Source organism: Solibacillus kalamii (assembly GCF_002174535.1).
Classification (GTDB): domain Bacteria; phylum Bacillota; class Bacilli; order Bacillales_A; family Planococcaceae; genus Solibacillus; species Solibacillus silvestris.
The window spans coordinates 321,553-339,102 of record NZ_NHNT01000002.1 but is presented as its reverse complement, the minus strand read 5'-3'; the positions used below and the strand labels follow the sequence as shown (position 1 = coordinate 339,102).

At 40.1% G+C, this 17,550-nt stretch carries 19 protein-coding genes; 4 read left to right on the top strand and 15 right to left on the bottom strand.

From position 1 onward, the window contains the following. Positions 1-9: 9 nt before the first annotated feature. The 4 genes from CBM15_RS05315 to CBM15_RS05300 all read right to left on the bottom strand — a co-directional run bounded on the left by CBM15_RS05315 (position 10) and on the right by CBM15_RS05300 (position 2,742). A complete protein-coding gene (locus tag CBM15_RS05315) occupies positions 10-453 on the bottom strand; it encodes a universal stress protein (RefSeq protein WP_087616048.1) in 444 nt (147 codons plus the stop codon). A 238-nt stretch (positions 454-691) separates the two neighbouring features. After that, positions 692-1,129: a DUF1801 domain-containing protein gene (locus CBM15_RS05310; protein ID WP_087616046.1), complete on the bottom strand. Its 438-nt coding sequence runs from the start codon at positions 1,127-1,129 to the stop codon at positions 692-694. Between the two features lie 285 nt (positions 1,130-1,414). Continuing rightward, positions 1,415-2,020: a superoxide dismutase gene (locus tag CBM15_RS05305; RefSeq protein ID WP_087616044.1), complete on the bottom strand. Its 606-nt coding sequence runs from the start codon at positions 2,018-2,020 to the stop codon at positions 1,415-1,417. Positions 2,021-2,262: 242 nt separating this feature from the next. After that, positions 2,263-2,742 carry a DUF456 domain-containing protein gene (locus CBM15_RS05300; protein WP_087616042.1) on the bottom strand — a complete coding sequence of 160 codons (480 nt, stop codon included), beginning with the start codon at positions 2,740-2,742 and terminating at the stop codon, positions 2,263-2,265. A 142-nt stretch (positions 2,743-2,884) separates the two neighbouring features. On the opposite strand from CBM15_RS05300, the gene CBM15_RS05295 reads away from it, so the two are divergent. The 4 genes from CBM15_RS05295 to CBM15_RS05280 all read left to right on the top strand — a co-directional run bounded on the left by CBM15_RS05295 (position 2,885) and on the right by CBM15_RS05280 (position 5,636). Next, the gene (locus tag CBM15_RS05295) at positions 2,885-3,391 is read left to right on the top strand and encodes a DUF1189 family protein (RefSeq protein WP_014823405.1); all 507 of its coding nucleotides are present in this window, start codon (positions 2,885-2,887) and stop codon (positions 3,389-3,391) included. A gap of 75 nt (positions 3,392-3,466) precedes the next feature. Next, positions 3,467-3,802 carry a hypothetical protein gene (locus tag CBM15_RS05290; RefSeq protein WP_008408576.1) on the top strand — a complete coding sequence of 112 codons (336 nt, stop codon included), beginning with the start codon at positions 3,467-3,469 and terminating at the stop codon, positions 3,800-3,802. 130 nt (positions 3,803-3,932) lie between these two features. Further along, on the top strand, positions 3,933-5,042 hold the full coding sequence (ispG, locus tag CBM15_RS05285) for a flavodoxin-dependent (E)-4-hydroxy-3-methylbut-2-enyl-diphosphate synthase (RefSeq protein WP_008408577.1): 1,110 nt from the start codon (positions 3,933-3,935) through the stop codon (positions 5,040-5,042). A gap of 18 nt (positions 5,043-5,060) precedes the next feature. Then, positions 5,061-5,636 carry a 5' nucleotidase, NT5C type gene (locus CBM15_RS05280; protein ID WP_008408578.1) on the top strand — a complete coding sequence of 192 codons (576 nt, stop codon included), beginning with the start codon at positions 5,061-5,063 and terminating at the stop codon, positions 5,634-5,636. A 78-nt stretch (positions 5,637-5,714) separates the two neighbouring features. On the opposite strand, the gene CBM15_RS05275 is transcribed toward CBM15_RS05280, so the two are convergent. The 11 genes from CBM15_RS05275 to CBM15_RS05225 all read right to left on the bottom strand — a co-directional run bounded on the left by CBM15_RS05275 (position 5,715) and on the right by CBM15_RS05225 (position 17,463). Beyond that, positions 5,715-6,527 carry a C40 family peptidase gene (locus tag CBM15_RS05275; RefSeq protein ID WP_087616041.1) on the bottom strand — a complete coding sequence of 271 codons (813 nt, stop codon included), beginning with the start codon at positions 6,525-6,527 and terminating at the stop codon, positions 5,715-5,717. Further along, positions 6,524-7,309 (bottom strand): serine hydrolase, encoded by a 786-nt coding sequence (locus CBM15_RS05270; RefSeq protein WP_087616040.1) that lies wholly within the window; start codon positions 7,307-7,309, stop codon positions 6,524-6,526. The genes CBM15_RS05275 and CBM15_RS05270 overlap by 4 nt, the downstream gene beginning before the upstream one ends. 4 nt (positions 7,310-7,313) lie before the next feature. After that, complete coding sequence (locus tag CBM15_RS05265) at positions 7,314-8,252, bottom strand: S66 peptidase family protein (protein WP_087616039.1); 939 nt, start codon at positions 8,250-8,252, stop codon at positions 7,314-7,316. A gap of 3 nt (positions 8,253-8,255) precedes the next feature. After that, complete coding sequence (locus CBM15_RS05260) at positions 8,256-9,206, bottom strand: oligopeptide/dipeptide ABC transporter ATP-binding protein (protein ID WP_087616038.1); 951 nt, start codon at positions 9,204-9,206, stop codon at positions 8,256-8,258. Then, a complete protein-coding gene (locus CBM15_RS05255) occupies positions 9,199-10,245 on the bottom strand; it encodes an ABC transporter ATP-binding protein (RefSeq protein WP_008407551.1) in 1,047 nt (348 codons plus the stop codon). The genes CBM15_RS05260 and CBM15_RS05255 overlap by 8 nt, the downstream gene beginning before the upstream one ends. Before the next feature lie 15 nt (positions 10,246-10,260). Further along, a complete protein-coding gene (locus CBM15_RS05250) occupies positions 10,261-11,247 on the bottom strand; it encodes an ABC transporter permease (RefSeq protein ID WP_008407552.1) in 987 nt (328 codons plus the stop codon). Beyond that, positions 11,247-12,191, bottom strand: a complete 945-nt coding sequence (locus tag CBM15_RS05245) for an ABC transporter permease (RefSeq protein ID WP_087616037.1) — start codon at positions 12,189-12,191, stop codon at positions 11,247-11,249. Before CBM15_RS05245 ends, CBM15_RS05250 begins: the two co-directional genes overlap by 1 nt. A gap of 180 nt (positions 12,192-12,371) precedes the next feature. Continuing rightward, positions 12,372-14,150, bottom strand: coding sequence for a peptide ABC transporter substrate-binding protein (locus CBM15_RS05240; RefSeq protein ID WP_420820141.1), 1,779 nt, complete (start codon positions 14,148-14,150; stop codon positions 12,372-12,374). A 53-nt stretch (positions 14,151-14,203) separates the two neighbouring features. Beyond that, entirely contained in the window at positions 14,204-15,289 is a 1,086-nt protein-coding gene (locus CBM15_RS05235; protein WP_087616035.1) for a mandelate racemase/muconate lactonizing enzyme family protein, read from the bottom strand. 13 nt (positions 15,290-15,302) lie between these two features. Beyond that, a complete protein-coding gene (locus CBM15_RS05230; protein WP_087616034.1) occupies positions 15,303-16,097 on the bottom strand; it encodes a M55 family metallopeptidase in 795 nt (264 codons plus the stop codon). Between the two features lie 319 nt (positions 16,098-16,416). After that, a complete protein-coding gene (locus CBM15_RS05225; RefSeq protein ID WP_087616033.1) occupies positions 16,417-17,463 on the bottom strand; it encodes a DmpA family aminopeptidase in 1,047 nt (348 codons plus the stop codon). Between the last annotated feature and the right edge of the window lie 87 nt (positions 17,464-17,550).

The following is a 17,550-nucleotide window of genomic DNA, read 5'->3' as shown; positions in this document are numbered from 1 at the left end:
GTCATCTTTTTAGGAATTTCTTACAACAAGAACGTCACAGCGGGCATTTCTTAATATCCCTTCCGATACAGACCCAAGGAAAAGGCGGGCTAATTCCCCTTTTCCGGTTACACCGCAAATAATTAAATCAATTTTTTCCTGCTGAGGGATATCACGTGCAATGACGTGCTTAGGCGTTCCGTATTCAATAAGTTTTTTTATATTTACCAAGCCTGACTGCTGCGCTTTTTTTTCATAACTATCTAACAAATCCTTTTTATTATTCGTAATTTTTTCCGCCATATCAAAGTTATAGCCTTCTGAAAATGCAAAGGAACGGGTATCAATTACATGAACAATATACAGCTTACTTCCGACATTATTGAGTGCAACTTGCACAGCTCTTCTAAAAGCAATCAGCGACTCATTCGTTTCATCCACGGCAACTAGTATATTTTTGTACGTCATGCTCATTTATTCCTCACCTCTCTTTACTTTATTCACAAGTAGCTTAGTTTAGGTGTATTTACGACTATATAAGGAAGAATAAAATATACAAAAAAGCTCTGCAACCGAAGTTACAAAGCCTTTTAGAAAATATAATTATTAAGCTGGACTACCTGCATCTTGTTCCGTTCACTGGAACAATGCAAGATGTCGAGCAATAAGACAGGACTAACAAGGAAATGTGCCCTCGTTTGTCCTTCTTTATTTATCTCTGTATTTCATTTTCATAGGCAGCAATCCACTGTTCTACCGTCATTTTTTTGCTCAGTTCCCCGATTAGTTCATAGGGGATATGTTTGGTCGATGTCCAGCGAATACAGCTTTTCCCCATATTTAGTTTTGTCGGAACCGCTTCGGCATAGGCTTCCTGAAACCATTTGAGAAGTTCAGGATTACTGTAGATGCCCATATGATAAAGGCCAATATGGCGCTTTTGTGGAGCAAGGGCCAAAAACGGTAATGGTGTGTTCCGTGTTACATGATACCCTTTTGGATAGGTTGTTAATGGTACATTATATACGATCATATTCCTATCAATTGACTTTTCAAACCCTGGCGGCAAGTTCTCATCAATCGCCTCCATTAATTTGATAAAAGCACCGTGCCACTTCTCATCAATTTGTGCAATAAATTCATCAATCATCCACTGCCGCACCCCAATTCTATTTACTATTTTGAGCGTAGCAGATAACTGTAAAAAAATACATAAAAAACGCATGGAAGTAATGAACTTCTCATGCGTTTTACGTTTAAAATATTTTGTACCTGCCGCTTCGCTTTCGGTACAGAAATAATTAAATTTGAATGTGCAAATTTAATTATTTTGCAGCTTGGAACTTAGCTTCTACTACGTCCCAGAAGTGCTCCTGTCGCTTCGCTTTCGTCGCAAACTGGTTGTCCGTTTAGTATATAGCTACTTCTTCGCATATTATTTTGCAGCTTGGTATTTAGCTTCTACTACGTCCCAGTTCACTACGTTCCAGAATGCACCGATGTAGTCTGGACGACGGTTTTGGTAGTTTAAGTAGTAAGCGTGCTCCCAAACGTCTAAGCCTAGGATTGGTGTTTTACCTTCCATTACTGGAGAGTCTTGGTTTGGAGTTGAAGTAACAGCTACACCGTCACCATCAACGATTAACCAAGCCCAACCTGAACCGAAACGAGTTGTTGCAGCTTTTGCAAATTCTTCTTTGAAAGCGTCGAATGAACCGAATTTTGTATCGATTGCAGCAGCTACTTCACCTACTGGAGTGTTAGAACCGCCTGGAGCGATTAATTCCCAGAATAATGTGTGGTTAGCATGTCCGCCACCGTTGTTACGTACAGCAGTTTGTTTGTCAGCTGGTAAAGCATCGATGTTAGCGATTAACTCGTTGATGTCTTTGTCAGCGTATTCAGTACCTTCTACTGCTGCGTTTAAGTTTGTTACGTAAGTATTGTGGTGTTTAGAATGGTGAATTTCCATTGTTTTTGCATCGATATGAGGTTCCAATGCGTCGTAAGCGTAAGTTAATTCTGGTAATTTGAATGCCATGATAATATTCCTCCCTGGAACAAGTAATTAATGTTGATTACAGTACTAGGTTATCAAAAAATGATTGCTCATTCAATGAAAAAAACAGTAATATTTGCATTTCAGTCTTTTGACGGAAAGGCTGTGGATTACTCGTCTCACCTGTGTTTGTAATCTTTCCTCTACTAGTGTAAGCGATACCCGATCGATTTTACAAATATTTGCTCCCCATCAATTAAATCTACTTCAATTAATAAAAGAAACTAAATAGCAATAAAAAACAAGAGAATCATAATGACTTGAATAATACCTTTCGTTACCACCGATGTTAAAAATCCGACAACTGAACCAACACCAACTTTAATCGCCTGCTGTATATTGCTTCGAGTCACAATTAACTCGCCAACAATTGCACCGATAAAGGGCCCTGCAATAATTCCGGCAAACGGTATAACAAATGGCCCGATCAATAAACCAATCGTACTTCCCCACATCCCTGCTTTTGATCCGCCGAATTTTTTCACTCCGATTAGGTTCGAGATCGTGTCTGCCGCAAATAACAGTGCAACAAATAATAACTCTATTAACCAGAACCACCACGGCAATTCGGTAAAACTGTAAAATAGCCCATAAACGATAAACCCGCCCAGCAAAAATAAGACTGATGGGATAATTGGATATACTAAACCGATAAACGCAATAATAAAAAGCGCAATAATAAGTGTCCATGCAATAATGTCCAACCATTTCACATCCTTTCAAATTTTCTTCTTATATGTGTTCACAGATTATACGTAATAAACAAAGAAAAGATTCAATTTTCTATTCCGAGTTCAAATCGAATTTTTTTCATGTTACACTACCTTTGTAAAGGAGCAACCAACAATGAAAATTTCACATATGCAGTTACTTATACATAGTTTAACAAGTCCTAAAAAACTGGGCGCCTATCGAATTCTATCAATTGGAAAAGTGATGCAGTATGCCTTTTTAATGATTACCCTTATTACCGCTTTTTCATTCGGCCAATTTATCAATACAGGGACAGCCGAGATTTTCGGTTATTCGGAAATTGAACAGTATGCACAAAATATTCAATGGATTGTTTACCCGATTGCCATTGTATTTTTATTCGTACTGAATACGTCGATCTATTTTATTAAAGTAAGTTTATATGCACTTGCAGGTTTGTTTTTCGTTAGGCCGATGAGACGGCGCGGTGAATATCGCCAAGTATGGCGAACAGCTGTTTTTGCAAGTACATGGGGCACATTTCTAACTATGTTTGGAAATCTGTTTATCCTCTCTCAAACTGTAGTCACGCTTAGCAGTATTTTTATTACGATGCTCTTTATAATCGTTGCCTTAACAAAATATCCCGTACAAAAATAATAAATTCTCCTTATGAATCATATAGTTTAACAATCTATTAACGAGTTAAATTGTAGAGAGATAAGGAGGATTTAATTGCGCTTTTTAATAGCTTCCATTGTGCTTTTGTTGTTTGCGTTTGTCATTAAAGTAGATCTACAGGAAGGTACGCTCCCATTAGCATCCTTTTATGCTGCTCCTCAATCATGTGAGGAAGCGGAAAAAGAAAGCTATGTAGTCGTAAAAATCCAGCAGGATGATACAATTTACAGCCTATTCTCAGCAACTCCCTCGCCTATTAAAACCACTTTTCCTGAAAGACTTGCCCAATTTTATCAACTTAACCCGCATTTGAATTTACAGCCACTTGTACCAGGAGATACTGTCCTCATCCCAATCATCTCGAACGTGAAGGAAAATTGTCTAAATTGAATTCATAATGTTTCTTCCTTGTTCTTCTTTTCATACACTGATAAAATAAGGAACAGTGACGGCTTACATATCGTTATATCTATATAGGTGATATAACCACATTAAAAGCCTGAAAAGGAGAGAATTTTTCATGAGTGAAATCGTTCACCGTACGAAAACACGTCCTGTGCGTGTCGGTAACTTAACAATTGGTGGTAATAACGAAGTCGTAATCCAAAGTATGTGTACGACGAAAACACATGATGTAGAAGCAACAGTTGCCGAAATTAAACGTTTAGAAGAGGCAGGTTGTCAGATCGTACGTATTGCAGTACCGGATGAGCGTGCTGCGAATGCAATACCTGAAATAAAAAAACAAATTAATATCCCATTAGTAGCGGATATTCACTTTGATTACAAATTAGCACTAAAAGCCATTGAAGGTGGCATCGATAAAGTACGTATCAACCCGGGTAACATCGGGCGCCGCGAAAAAGTAGAAGCAGTTGTAAATGCCGCAAAAGCAAAAGGTATTCCGATTCGTATCGGTGTTAACGCTGGTTCTTTAGAGCGCCATATCCTCGAAAAATACGGCTACCCTACTGCAGATGGAATGGTAGAATCTGCATTGCACCACATTAAAATTTTAGAAGACTTGGATTTCCATGACATTATTGTTTCGATGAAAGCATCGGACGTAAACTTGGCTATTGAAGCATATGAGAAAGCTGCACAAGCATTCAATTATCCACTGCATTTAGGAATTACAGAATCAGGTACATTATTTGCCGGTACTGTTAAATCAGCTGCCGGTTTAGGTGCGATTTTATCTAAAGGGATCGGGAATACATTACGTATTTCATTATCTGCAGATCCAGTGGAAGAAATTAAAGTAGCTCGTGAATTATTAAAATCATTTGGCTTGGCATCAAACATGGCGACATTAATTTCATGTCCGACTTGCGGCCGTATTGAAATTGATTTAATTTCGATTGCCAACGAAGTAGAAGAATATATTTCTAAACTGAATGTTCCGTTAAAAGTAGCCGTTTTAGGCTGTGCGGTAAACGGTCCTGGAGAAGCACGTGAAGCGGATATCGGTATTGCCGGTGCACGTGGCGAAGGGCTGTTATTCATGAAAGGTAAAACAGTTCGTAAAGTTCCTGAAGAAACAATGGTGGAAGAACTGAAGAAAGAAATCGATAAATTAGCTGCTGAAATGGTTGCAAAGCGCGAAGCAGAAATAAATGCAAGCGTGTAAAGAAATGAGGTAATGGAAATGACAAACTTAAAACATCGGTTCGGCATTGATATTGATGGGACTGTCACATGTCCTGCTACATTAATTCCACATATTAATAAACAATACAATATTAATATGACGCTACAAGATGTAACGGAATATGATTTTTTAAGTGGCTTTCCACACCCTGTAGACCGCGCACAGTTTCAGGCCTGGTTTAAAGAAAATGAGCCACGAATGTATGAAGTAAGTGAGCTTGCTGCAGATGCACATCGCATTTTAACAGCATGGCAAAACCAGTATGAGCTTTATTATATTTCTGCGCGTGGAGAAAATGTTTTCGATATTACAAAAAACTGGTTTGATCAATTTAAAGTACCTTATGACCATATCGAATGTATCGGCAGTCATAACAAAATTGCCATCGCAAAAAAGCATGGAGTAGAAGCTTTTTTCGAAGACAAACATGATAATGCAGTGGAAATTGCCGAAGAGCTTAAAATTCCTGTCATTTTATTTGATACACCGTACAATCAAATGTCCGTACCGAATAACGTCATTCGCGTTAGTAATTGGGTAGAAGCAAACGATTGGATTCTTAAAAACTTTTAGTTGTACAAAACCAATTCTACAATAACCAAAAGGGTCAACTCAGCAATAATCATGCTGGGTTAACCCTTTAATTTTGTATTAAAAAATACTGCCATATTCCGTAATTGTTGTCGCCAAGTCTTCGCGGTAATTTTCATGCTGCAAGCTCAGGCTGTTTACATTGACTTCGTTTCCTCCTAGCGAGGAATGGATATACTCATTATTACCAATATACATCGCTACATGGCCAGGGAAGAAAATCAGATCCCCCGGCTTTAAATTTTCGCGTTCTATTTTCCTTAACGGGAAACCTTCCACTATTTTCGCGTCTCGGAAAATATAGACGCCATTCAGCATATAGGCCATCGAAACAAGTCCTGAACAGTCAATGCCTAAAGGTGTTTTACCGCCCCAGCGGTATGGAGTCCCCATATAGCGAAAAGCCGTTTCCACAACTTGTTTGCGAAATAAAGCTTCATTTGCCGTATAGACTTTAACTCGATCCTGGATCCAGGCTGACCGTACATACCCTTCTTCCCCTGTAACAAGCTGCACTTTTGCCCAAGCTGTATCAAGTCCTGCTTCCAGTACAACTTTTATAAAAGCACCCCGCGTCAATGTCATGATGTTTTCACTTTGTATTTTAGGGGCTGCAAGAACATCGGCAAAGCTTTGAATAACGACATTATTCGCTTCATATACCCAGTTTACAGTAGGTTCACTTCCAATATGCAAATTGGATTTTAATGTATAGCCTTCGTAACGGTAAAAAGTAAGGATTTTGACCCAAGTTTCATCAATTTCTTCCTGTACCTCGACCGGCATCCCATACAACACCTCATCGATTAATTCAGAATACGTGTCAGGTTCTGCATGTAAACTCGCAATTTTTGTTTTCACTACGGCATTCAATCGGTTCCCTCCTCCTGTTTTGTAAAATGCTCATAGACAATTTTAGAAATAGCACCAATCGTTTGTCTCGCTTTATCATTATCGGTCACTTCGGTAATGAATACCCCGATAAAATAATCGCGAACTTCTGTAAATACAATTCCTGTGTCATGATCCACAGTATCGAGACCGCCTGTTTTATGGGCCATCTTCACATCATCTGCGATATAGCGTTTGAGTGATTCGTGACTGCGCTGTCTGCTTAATATATCAAGTGCAACTGCATTCCATTCACTTGTAAGAAGCGTACCTCTATAAATTTTCCGGAAAAGCTGCTGCATATCCTGTGCTGTTGTTACATTATCAAAGCCGAGCTTTTGACGTTCAAAATCCATCATCTTCCGCTGGACCCGAGTATTATGCAAGCCGATTTCATTAAAATAGTCATTGAATGCGTCCATGCCTAATAGATCGATACATACGTTTGTTGCTGTGTTGTCACTCGTAATCGTCATCCAAAGTAACAGTTCATGCAGTGTAGCTCGTATTTGCTTCTGCTCTGTAATGACACTGAAATCGACCATGTTTTCCGGTGCAATTTTGAAATCCTGATTTAAACTGCCGTTCGTTTTTTGCAAATGAGCTAATATAGCAATGAGAATCGGCACTTTGATTATACTTGCACTGCTGAAGATTTCCTCATCCCGATTTTTCCAGACGATTTCGTTCGTTTTGTAATCTTCGACAATGACATGGACTTTATACGGGCACTGTGCAATGATGCGGTCAAGTTGTTTATGCATAGCACTAACCTACAACCTGAATCGATCTATTCGTTGCATCGATTGTTACGGTTTTACCAAGCGGCAATGACATCGTCGGCAGCACATGACCACATGTTACATCTTTTATTATGGGAATATTCAATGGTACTAAAATTTCTTCAAATACATCATCCAAACTTAAATTATTTTCTTCATTATTTATATCCATTGGCCCACAATCCGTCCAACCACCCAGCAAGATACCTGACAGCTGCTGGAGTTTCCCTGACAATGATAGCTGTGTAAGCATTCGGTCGATCCGTTGTACATTCTCATCTATGTCTTCCAAAAATAGAATTTTCCCGTTCAGATCAATCTCGTATGGTGTCCCCAGAGATGCGTTGACAAGTGTTAAATTGCCACCCACTAATTCGCCTGTAGCCGTACCAGGAACAACGGTGTTCATATTCTGGCCTTTCGCATTTTCCAGGAAATAATCACTCCATCCGGTATTGGTGACACTGTTGATAAAATACGCCCATGTATAGTCATCCATTTCAGGTCGAATAAATTCTGTTGACGGCATCGGTGTATGGTACGTTACAAATCCACAGTGTTGATTGAATACAATATGCAGTGCTGTAACATCACTGTAGCCTGCAAATACTTTCGGGTTTTCTTTAATCATTTCCAGATCAAGCATCGGTAAAATCCTTGTCGCTCCATAGCCCCCGCGAATACAAAAAATACCGTCTATTTCAGGGTTGCGGAACATGTCATTCAGTTCTTTTGCACGCAGATTATCACTGCCTCCAAAATAACCGTGTCGCGCTCTGCACGTTTCTCCTACTACTACACGGAAACCCAACTTCTCCACTGCTCGGATTGCAAGTTCGATACGGTGTTCCGGTGTTGCTCCGGATGCACTGATTAATGCTACCGTATCCCCTTTTTTCAGTGACTTCGGAATTATCATTGCCATCGTCTACACTCCACTTCCGGCAAGCACCGCCCGATACTGTGCCTGCTCTTCTTGATTGGCCAATACGAAATGTCCCTCTTCAATTTCAGCAAATTCAGGTGGGTCCATTTCATACTGATGGACAGTCGGATCATATACTTGCAGCTTTTTTCTTCGTTCCTTTAGCGGATTCGGTTCCGGAACGGCTGACAGCAATGCTTTCGTATATGGATGCAGCGGATTGTTGAACAGCTTTTCCGTTTCACCCAGTTCAACAATTTTCCCTTTATAAATGACCGCCGTACGATCTGTAATAAAGCGGACAATTGACAGGTCATGGGCGATAAATAAATAGGTCAACTCACGATGTTCCTGTAAGCTGGACAATAAATTCAATACTTGAGCTCTAATCGAGACGTCCAGGGCAGATATCGGTTCATCCGCTACGATAAATTCCGGTTCCATGACGAGCGCTCTGGCAATACCGATCCGTTGACGCTGTCCGCCAGAAAACTCATGCGGGAAACGTGAGGCAAATTCCGGAAGCAGTCCGACTTCCAGTAATGCTTTTTTTACTTTATCGATCCGCTCCTGTTCATTGCCGTACCTTTTATTATTAATCAGGCCTTCCGAAACAATATAGTCAACCTTTGCCCGCTCATTTAAAGAAGCACCGGGGTCCTGGAAAATCATTTGAATCTTTTGGGTAATTTCATGATCCCAAGCGCTGGTAATACGACCATTGATCGGTTTTCCATGGAACAGAATTTCTCCGTTTGTTATCGGATTAATGCGCATAATCGCACGGCCGATCGTTGTTTTTCCTGAACCGGATTCTCCAACAAGCCCGAATGTTTCACCTTTATATATATCGAAGCTCACATCATCTACTGCTTTGAACTGCTTTTTCCCTTGTCCAAAAACGATATCAATATTTTTCACTTCTATGAGTTTTTCTTTACTGTTTTTAGTCATTAGCATATTGTCTCCCTTCCGCAAAAAAAGCTTGCAACACTTCAGGGGGTTCTACTTTCGGTGCTTTTGGATCAAGGAGCCATGTGCGTGCATAATGGGTATCCGTCACTTTGAAAAAAGGCGGACGTTCTACAAAGTCGATTTTCAGTGCATATTGATTCCTCGGCGCAAACGCATCGCCCTTGATTTCTTTAAATAAATTCGGCGGTGTTCCTTTGATTGAATATAATTCCTCGCCCTTATTTCCCAATTGAGGGAGTGAAGAAATCAAAGCCCATGTATACGGATGTTTTGCATCGAAAAATACTTCCTCAGTTTGTCCAACTTCAATAATATCCCCGGCATACATAACTGCAATCCGGTCAGCGACTTTTGCAACAACTCCCAAATCATGGGTAATATATATTGTCGACAGTAAATACTTCTCCTGTAAATTGGTTAACAGCTGCAATATTTGTGCCTGGATCGTTACATCGAGTGCAGTTGTCGGCTCATCACATATCAAAATTTGCGGGTTGCAGGCAACAGCGATCGCTATCACAATCCGCTGACGCATCCCGCCGGAAAATTCATGCGGGTATTGCTTATAGCGGCGTGCAACATCATGTATTCCTACATCACGCAACAGCTGTAATGTTTTTTCATATGCATCGTTTCCTTTTAACCCTTGATGCAGCACAACGCTTTCCTCAATTTGTTTTCCGATAGTTTTCAGCGGATTAAGGGAGGTCATCGGGTCTTGTGTAACCATTGCGATTTTTTTGCCGCGAACTTTCAGCCAATCCGCCTCTGTTTTAAATTTCGATAAATCATGGCCGTCAAAGTGAATTTGTCCATCTGCAATATAGCCGTTTTTATCAAGCAGTCCCATAATTGATTTTACTAATACCGATTTTCCTGAACCTGATTCCCCTACAATTGCAAGACTTTCCCCTTTATATAAATCGAGCGAAATATCACGGATAGCCGTCAATGTTTGTCCACGCAGTTTAAATTTTATGACTAGATTTTCGATGGATAATATTTTTTCCTGTTCCATATAACGCCCTCCTCTTTAAACGTGATTTTTCGGATCTGCCGCATCGGCAAAAGCATTCCCGATAATATAAAAGGCAATCGTTATGACACTCAGCACGATACTTGGGAAAATTAGCTGATAGCGTAAATCCGGTGACATCATCAATACTCTTCCTTCATTGATCAGATTTCCTAATGATGGCTCACTTACCGGCAATCCGAGGCCGATATAAGTTAAAAACACTTCCGCACCAATTGCTGCTGGCACTGCTAAACTCATTCGCAGCATAATGACCGAAATTAAATATGGGAGCAGATTTTTCAGTATAATTTTATAGCCGGGTGTTCCTAATGTTTTAGAAGCCAGATTGTACTCACGGTCACGCAGTATGACAATCTGGTTTCGCAGGAAACGAGCCATTTCAACCCAACCGGTTATACACATGGCAATAATGATTGTCGATACGCCAGGTCGCAAAATATACGCCATTAAGATCAGCACAATCGTTGTCGGAATATTATCCACGATATTGTAAAGCTGGGTGATCGGCGCCTCGAGTTTTCGGGAATAGCCCCATAACGCACCAACTGTAAAACCGATCAGCACTTCAATAATCGCTACAGCAAAACCGATAAATAAGGATGTCCTTGTCCCTTCCCAAATTCGGGACCATAAATCCTGACCGATGGAGTTTGTCCCAAAAATATATTCATCATTTGGAGCAACATTCCGGTCCTGCATTCCAGTGTCCGGATTCAAATAAATTTGAGTCGGTGATTTTTGATCTGGTAAATAAGGTTGGACGAATGTAAATGCGATCAATACGATGACAAATACAAGTAAAAAAACAGCAATTTTATTTTTACTAAAGGAGCGGAAGGTCGAACGCCAATAAGAATAATTGGAATAAGCTGTTTCTTCCGCTTTTGCATCATCGACAGCGGCAAAGTCAAACATCTGATCATGCAGCTGTTCTGTTGATTTTTCCGAAATATTCTGAATCTCTTTCGTGAAAATTCCCATTAGCGTACACTGTCCCCTTTCCCTAGTTTAATTCGAGGGTCAACAATTGCCATCAGTAAGTCCCCTAAAATTAATCCAATAATCCCTAGTGAAGAAAATACAAGCACTAAACCTTGTACGACATTGTTGTCCTGGCGCTGAATCGCATCTACAAGCAATCCGCCCATACCTGGAATCGAAAATAATGATTCAATATAAATCGAACCGGTAATCGTAAATAAAATTGTTGCCGGTAAATATTGAGCCATTGGTATAAAGGCATTTCTCATCACATGGCGGAACATAATCGTACGCTCTGTCACACCTTTTGCCCGTGCCAGCTTAATATAATCCTTGTTCAGCTCATCCACCATATAGCGTCGCATCCACATTGCATATGAAGCAATTGGACCAAGCGCCAAACAGATTAACGGTAAAATAAAACTCCGTGGATTGTATTCATCAAACAGCATCGGCAAGTTGAACCATTCCGAAATATACATTTGAATCATGAGGAAATACACCATCGCCGGTACTGCTACAACAATAACGATATAGCCTGTGCCGAGCCGGTCGAGCCAGCGCCCTTTAAACTGGGCCATTAAAATACCCAACGGTACCCCAACTAATAATGAGAGTGCTACAGCCCCTAATCCAAACAAGATGGAATACATCATTTTATCTTGAATAATGTCAAGTACTGGTACATCTGTACGGTATGTAATCGATTTCCCTAAGTCGCCTTGAATAAGGTCAACGTAGAAATTTTTTAATTGAACTAATAACGGATCCCGTAAGCCAAGATTTGTTAAATAGATTTCCTGTTGTTCAGGCGACATTTTTTCTGCTGCCGCGCCTAGATAGCCTTCATCGGGCATTAATCGTAACAGGGAGAAAACAATTGTAATGATGATGAATAACGTCAATATGGATTGCGCGAATCGTTTCGCAATATACTTTAACAAACACGTTCCCTCCTCAGTAATCAATTCCTCGGCGTATTGACGTCCGGATCGGTTTGTCGCTAGCGCCAAATACTCCTTATCGAATCCGTGACACCTACAAAAATGAGGCATAAAAGCAGAAAGGAGATGCAGAAACATCCTGTCATCTCCTAATCTAACTCCATTTAAAATGCCTGCGTATTAATTAGAAGTGTTTGCTAAAGCTTCCGCACGCTCTTTTTCCCATGCCTCTTTAGCAGACTTAAATTCTTCATTACTCATTGGCTTTTCTAGGATAGACTGACCTTTAAACTTCTCGGATGTAACACCAAATGGCGAATATTGTGATTCAAATGGATTTAACTTTGAAGCAGTGTAACCGCCGCCGCCTACAGCGTACGGAATAACAAATGCTTCCTCAATTAAAAATGCCTCTGCCTTTGCAAATAGCTCATAACGAACTGCCGGATCTACTTCTGCTTTTGCAGCTTCGACTAGCTTGTTATATTCACTGTTATAACCTTCTGCCATTTCCGGCTTGTTATATGTTCCGCCTTCTGTAAATGGATCAGTATACGTTGACGGGTCAGCAAAGTCAGGACCCCAGTTTGCTTCGATCATTGAGAACTTACCAGGGCGACGTACTTCACCAAGGAATCCTGTCGCAGGACCTGCATATAGTTCCACATCGATGTAATCAGCACCTAAAAGGTTTTCAAGCTGCTGTTCCACTACTTGTGAGCGGTTTGCCCATTCTGGTGAACCAGAGTTGTAAGGTAATAATACCTTTACAGGGAATGTTGCTTTACCAGCTAATGCTGCCAATGCTGCCTCTTTATGCTCAAGAGCTAAATCTTTGTTAAATGAATCTGTTTCTGTAATTGCTTTTAGTGGCTCAAGCATTGTGTAATCTACACCTTCCACATCCACAAAGTTCTTCGGTGTAATTGTATTTGACAATAAGTCTTGTGGATTGTAAGGCTCGATCGTTAACATCGCTGATACACGGTCAAGTGCATGATAAAGTGATTTACGGAAATCTTTATTATTTACTGCTACTTTCCAGTTTTCAGGCTCATACTCTGCATCATATTGCGGATCAAAGTTTAATGCGTAGAAGTATGTGTAGAAGTTATTTGTATTTTGGCGTACTAAATCTTTTTTGTCGTCACTGTTTAACCATTCATCTAAAATAGATGTCGGTATTAATGCCCCATCAATTTCATCGCGTAGGAACAGTTCAGGTGCAACGGTTGCCGCTTCTTTATTGTATTTATAGCGAATACGATCGATTTTCACTGTTTCTTTATCCCAGTAAGCGTCGTTTTTCACAAGTACACGCTCATTCTGAGGTTCGAATTTATCTAAAATATATGCGCCATTATATAAAATATTCTCCCGAGTCGTTCCGAAAGCATCACCTTTTTCAGCTAAGAACTCCCCATTCACAGGGAAGAAACATACATAGTTCAGCATCGATAAAAAGTATGGTGTCGGCGCTTCCAATGTGTATTCAAGTGTCGTTTCATCGATTGCTTTAATACCTACTTGCGAGAAATCCGTTACTTCGCCGTTGTAGAAGGCATCGCCGTTTTTCACGACTGTTGCAATCCACGCTGTCGAAGATTCGTTTTTCGCATCAAGCACATAATTCAAACCATCTACAAAGTCCTGTGCAACAACATTTTCTACATCTTTTCCTTCATGGTCTACCCACTTTACATCATCACGAAGTTTGAATGTCCATACAGTCGCATCTTCATTGGATTCCCAGCTTTCAGCTAATCCAGGCTTAACTACTCCATATTGGTCATATTCTATTAGACCTTCTACTAAGTTTGCAGATAATGCAAATTCATTTGTTTCTGCTGTTTTTAAATAATTCAGTGTCTTAATTTCTCCGGAATACACTGTTCGATATTCTGATGTTTCACCAGAATCGGATGAATCCCCACAAGCTGCTAATACAAGCACAAACATACACAGTAACGCTAATAAAGATTTCTTCAACTCATATCCCCCATTTCTCTTTTCTATCTGGCTAAGTAAGCCTCTATTAATAACCCGATACCGGGAGCATCGGTCATCTGAATATTCTCCCCTTCGAAAATCGGCCCCCCTTCAATTGGATCTTCACTGCACAAACTTGGTCCATCTAAATCGACCATTGTGACATTTTTGTTCGCTGCTGCAAAATGCGCAGCTGCACTGACACTAATTTTTGTTTCAAGCATACAGCCAATCATACAAACGACACCATTTGCCTCTGCAATCTGGTTAATTTTTTGTGCTTTTGAAATACCCCCCGTTTTCATCAGCTTAATATTTATTAAATCCGCGGCCCGCTTTTCAATGACCTCGATCGCTTGCTTTGGAGAAAATACACTTTCGTCTGCCAAAATATTTGTATACGTATTGCTCGTAACATACTGCATGCCCTTCACATCGCTGTAATGTACAGGCTGTTCAACGAGCTCAATATCTGCCCCTTTATCTTCAAGCTGACTAATGATTTTTACAGCTTCTTTTGCTGTCCATCCTTGGTTGGCATCAACTCTTAACGTAATTTCTGGACCAACTGCTTTTCTAATTGCCAGAACACGTTCCACATCTTCAGCCGGGGTTTTCCCGACTTTGACTTTTAAAATGGAAAATCCGCGTTCAACAGCTGCTATACTGTCCTTCACCATTTCATCCGTGTCATTCACACTAATGGTGATGTCCGTAGTAATATTTTTTCGGTAGCCTCCAAGCAATTTATAAAGCGGGGCATTGTACTGTTTTGCCCATAGATCATAAAGTGCAATTTCCACCGCCGCTTTAGCGCTCGTATTGTGATAGAGACATGCATCGACTCGTTGGGATAGCAGCGCAATTTCATCAATTTCAATTCCAATAATAGCTGGCGCAATGACTTCTTCTATTGCATAGCGGATCGATGAAATAGTCTCTCCGGTAATGACATGTGTCGGCGCAGCTTCCCCGATACCGATTAAACCATTGTCGGTATAAATAAAGACGACGATATTTCGTATACTATGTACTGTGCGAAGTGCTGTTTTAAACGGGGTAATAAGTGGTGCCTCGACCAGCCCCACCTCAACCTTTGATATTTTCATAAATTCACCTGCTTTATGTTAAAAATTGTAACAGTCTCAACACCTCGAAATAATCGGTTGTTTCGAACTGGACTGTATTATGCGGCTTAAATGTCGCGCCCGGATAAAACGAATTCCGGTATGCTTTAATATGATCCTTATAAATAATTTCTACGGTAAAATGCTTCGGCAATTCAATTTGAAGCTTTGTTCGATCAATCTTCATTGATTGTTCTACAAGATATTTCGTCTGTTTCAATGTCGTTTGCGGACTTACATTAATTGTTGCATGACCGACTCCCTCTTTTGTTGCGAATGTGACAATTTGGTCATTGTAACGGGCGATATGCTCCGTTAATGCCTGATCCCCGCTAACAAAAGCAATCGGCACATCATGAAGTGCAGCTGCATATGTATTGATTAAAAATTCACTTGCATATTCCCCGTTTATTTTGACATCTGCTAATAAGCTCAATGTATGTGCAAGCGGGTTCTTCTCACTGCCGCCTTCACTGTGATAGCCAATAAAAATCGCCCGGTCAAAACTGCTGTCCAGTCCCGCTACCATACACATCGGCTCTTGCGTCCAACCGCGAATGATTTTTACGTTTTCTGGCAAGTTTTCAATGAGAATATTTCGGCCGGAGTCATGTGCATCTTTCAGTAAAATTTCTGTGGCACCGCCTGCAAATGCACCTTCGATTGCCGCCAGCACTTCTTTTGTCATCTGTTTTTGAAACTGTGCATAATCCGGAGCGTTAAGTTCGGTTTCACTCCAAACCGTTGTGCCCGTAATCCCCTCGATATCCGCACTTATATATACTTTCATTTATTTAGATACCCCTTCCAATTATCATTAAATTCATCAGTGCAGAATAATATTTTTAAAGATTTAGATTTTTCTGTCTTTTATTTATAATCTATAAAATACCATACTTATTTCGATTGTGGAAGTTTTTTCTAATAGTTTTCAAAATAAAATAATAAATATTTCAAACGCGAAAGCCTTTGATAAATCACACTATTTGTTAATTATTTAAAACATATTATCCCAATAGATATTATATTTTCATAAGAAAAAAAGCCTTCTACATAGGAGCTATATAAAAGACTAAATAGTGATATTAAGTTACCTAACAAAAAATACATTATTCGACAAAATTATAGCTTTGGACTGTATGATTATTTCGCCCAGTTGTAGTTGTAGCTTGTGACAAAGAATTGAGGATCGCTTCTTCTGTCGCTTCGGCAGCTGCCATAAATAATGTGTTCATGACGTCATGATCTTCTCTTAACTGGCGGCGACTTTCCTGTTCTCCCTCAAATTGATGCTGCACTGTGCGAGCTGTTGTAAAGCCAATGACAATATCTCCGCTTCCATGGGAAAAGTGGCTGCCGGTTCTCCCTAACCCTATCCCGCAACGCTTTATAACTCGTTTCAACTGGCGGCTACTTAATGGGGCATCTGTCGCCATTACGATCATAATAGAGCCGTCTGTCGGACTAATTGTCGATTCCCTATTTTCAGCAGTAACCTTATACCGGTCTGTTAAAAATTCACTCGCCTTTCCAAAGTTACTCAATACAAGGCACCCGACAGTATATTTTTGACCTGCCCAATCTTCAACAATGCGGGAAGAGCTACCAATCCCGCCTTTATAGCCAAAGCAAACCATACCTCTTCCTGCTCCAACTGCGCCCTCTTCTATTTCATCTGTTTTAGCTTGCTGTATTGCTTCAATTGCATGCTCAGCTTTAATCGGAAAATGGCGAATGGAATTTAAATGACTATCATTACATTCCCCGACAATTATATTGACTGTCCCCGTCGAAATTCCTATCTCTTCGTTTTGTTCAAGTAAATATTGAAGTGTCCCCTGTGCTACATTCGGCACACCGAATGTATTGGTGAGCATGATTGGCGACTCAATTACACCAAGTTCATCTACTTGAACGAGACCAGTTGTTTTCCCGAAACCATTTAGTATATAGCTGGCAGCTGTCACCTTTTCACGGAAAAGATTGCCGCGATGCGGTAAAATAGCTGTTACACCAGTACAGGCCACATCACCTGAATCATTTAAAGGATAATTCAAAGTTACATGCCCCACACTTACACCTTCAATATCTGTAATGCAGTTTTTATCCCCTGGAGGCAATTGCCCAATTGTTATCCCCATTTCACGTACCTTCATTGTTTGTTCTCCTTTAGTAACTAATGTAGATAGATTTATCGTAAACAACTTTTTCCAAAAAGAAAACAGAAAAAAGACACGCTCCCG

Bases quoted from the DNA above. Each gene is read 5' to 3' on its own strand.
- CBM15_RS05255 (WP_008407551.1), bottom strand. From the start codon at position 10,245: ATGGAACAGGAAAAAATATTATCCATCGAAAATCTAGTCATAAAATTT.
- CBM15_RS05240 (WP_420820141.1), bottom strand. From the start codon at position 14,150: ATGTTTGTGCTTGTATTAGCAGCTTGTGGGGATTCATCCGATTCTGGT.
- CBM15_RS05230 (WP_087616034.1), bottom strand. From the start codon at position 16,097: ATGAAAGTATATATAAGTGCGGATATCGAGGGGATTACGGGCACAACG.
- CBM15_RS05250 (WP_008407552.1), bottom strand. From the start codon at position 11,247: ATGGGAATTTTCACGAAAGAGATTCAGAATATTTCGGAAAAATCAACA.
- ispG (WP_008408577.1), top strand. From the start codon at position 3,933: ATGAGTGAAATCGTTCACCGTACGAAAACACGTCCTGTGCGTGTCGGT.
- CBM15_RS05280 (WP_008408578.1), top strand. From the start codon at position 5,061: ATGACAAACTTAAAACATCGGTTCGGCATTGATATTGATGGGACTGTC.
- CBM15_RS05265 (WP_087616039.1), bottom strand. From the start codon at position 8,252: ATGGCAATGATAATTCCGAAGTCACTGAAAAAAGGGGATACGGTAGCA.
- CBM15_RS05235 (WP_087616035.1), bottom strand. From the start codon at position 15,289: ATGAAAATATCAAAGGTTGAGGTGGGGCTGGTCGAGGCACCACTTATT.
- CBM15_RS05225 (WP_087616033.1), bottom strand. From the start codon at position 17,463: ATGAAGGTACGTGAAATGGGGATAACAATTGGGCAATTGCCTCCAGGG.
- CBM15_RS05260 (WP_087616038.1), bottom strand. From the start codon at position 9,206: ATGACTAAAAACAGTAAAGAAAAACTCATAGAAGTGAAAAATATTGAT.
- CBM15_RS05315 (WP_087616048.1), bottom strand. From the start codon at position 453: ATGAGCATGACGTACAAAAATATACTAGTTGCCGTGGATGAAACGAAT.
- CBM15_RS05270 (WP_087616040.1), bottom strand. From the start codon at position 7,309: ATGCATAAACAACTTGACCGCATCATTGCACAGTGCCCGTATAAAGTC.
- CBM15_RS05295 (WP_014823405.1), top strand. From the start codon at position 2,885: ATGAAAATTTCACATATGCAGTTACTTATACATAGTTTAACAAGTCCT.
- CBM15_RS05310 (WP_087616046.1), bottom strand. From the start codon at position 1,129: ATGATTGATGAATTTATTGCACAAATTGATGAGAAGTGGCACGGTGCT.
- CBM15_RS05305 (WP_087616044.1), bottom strand. From the start codon at position 2,020: ATGGCATTCAAATTACCAGAATTAACTTACGCTTACGACGCATTGGAA.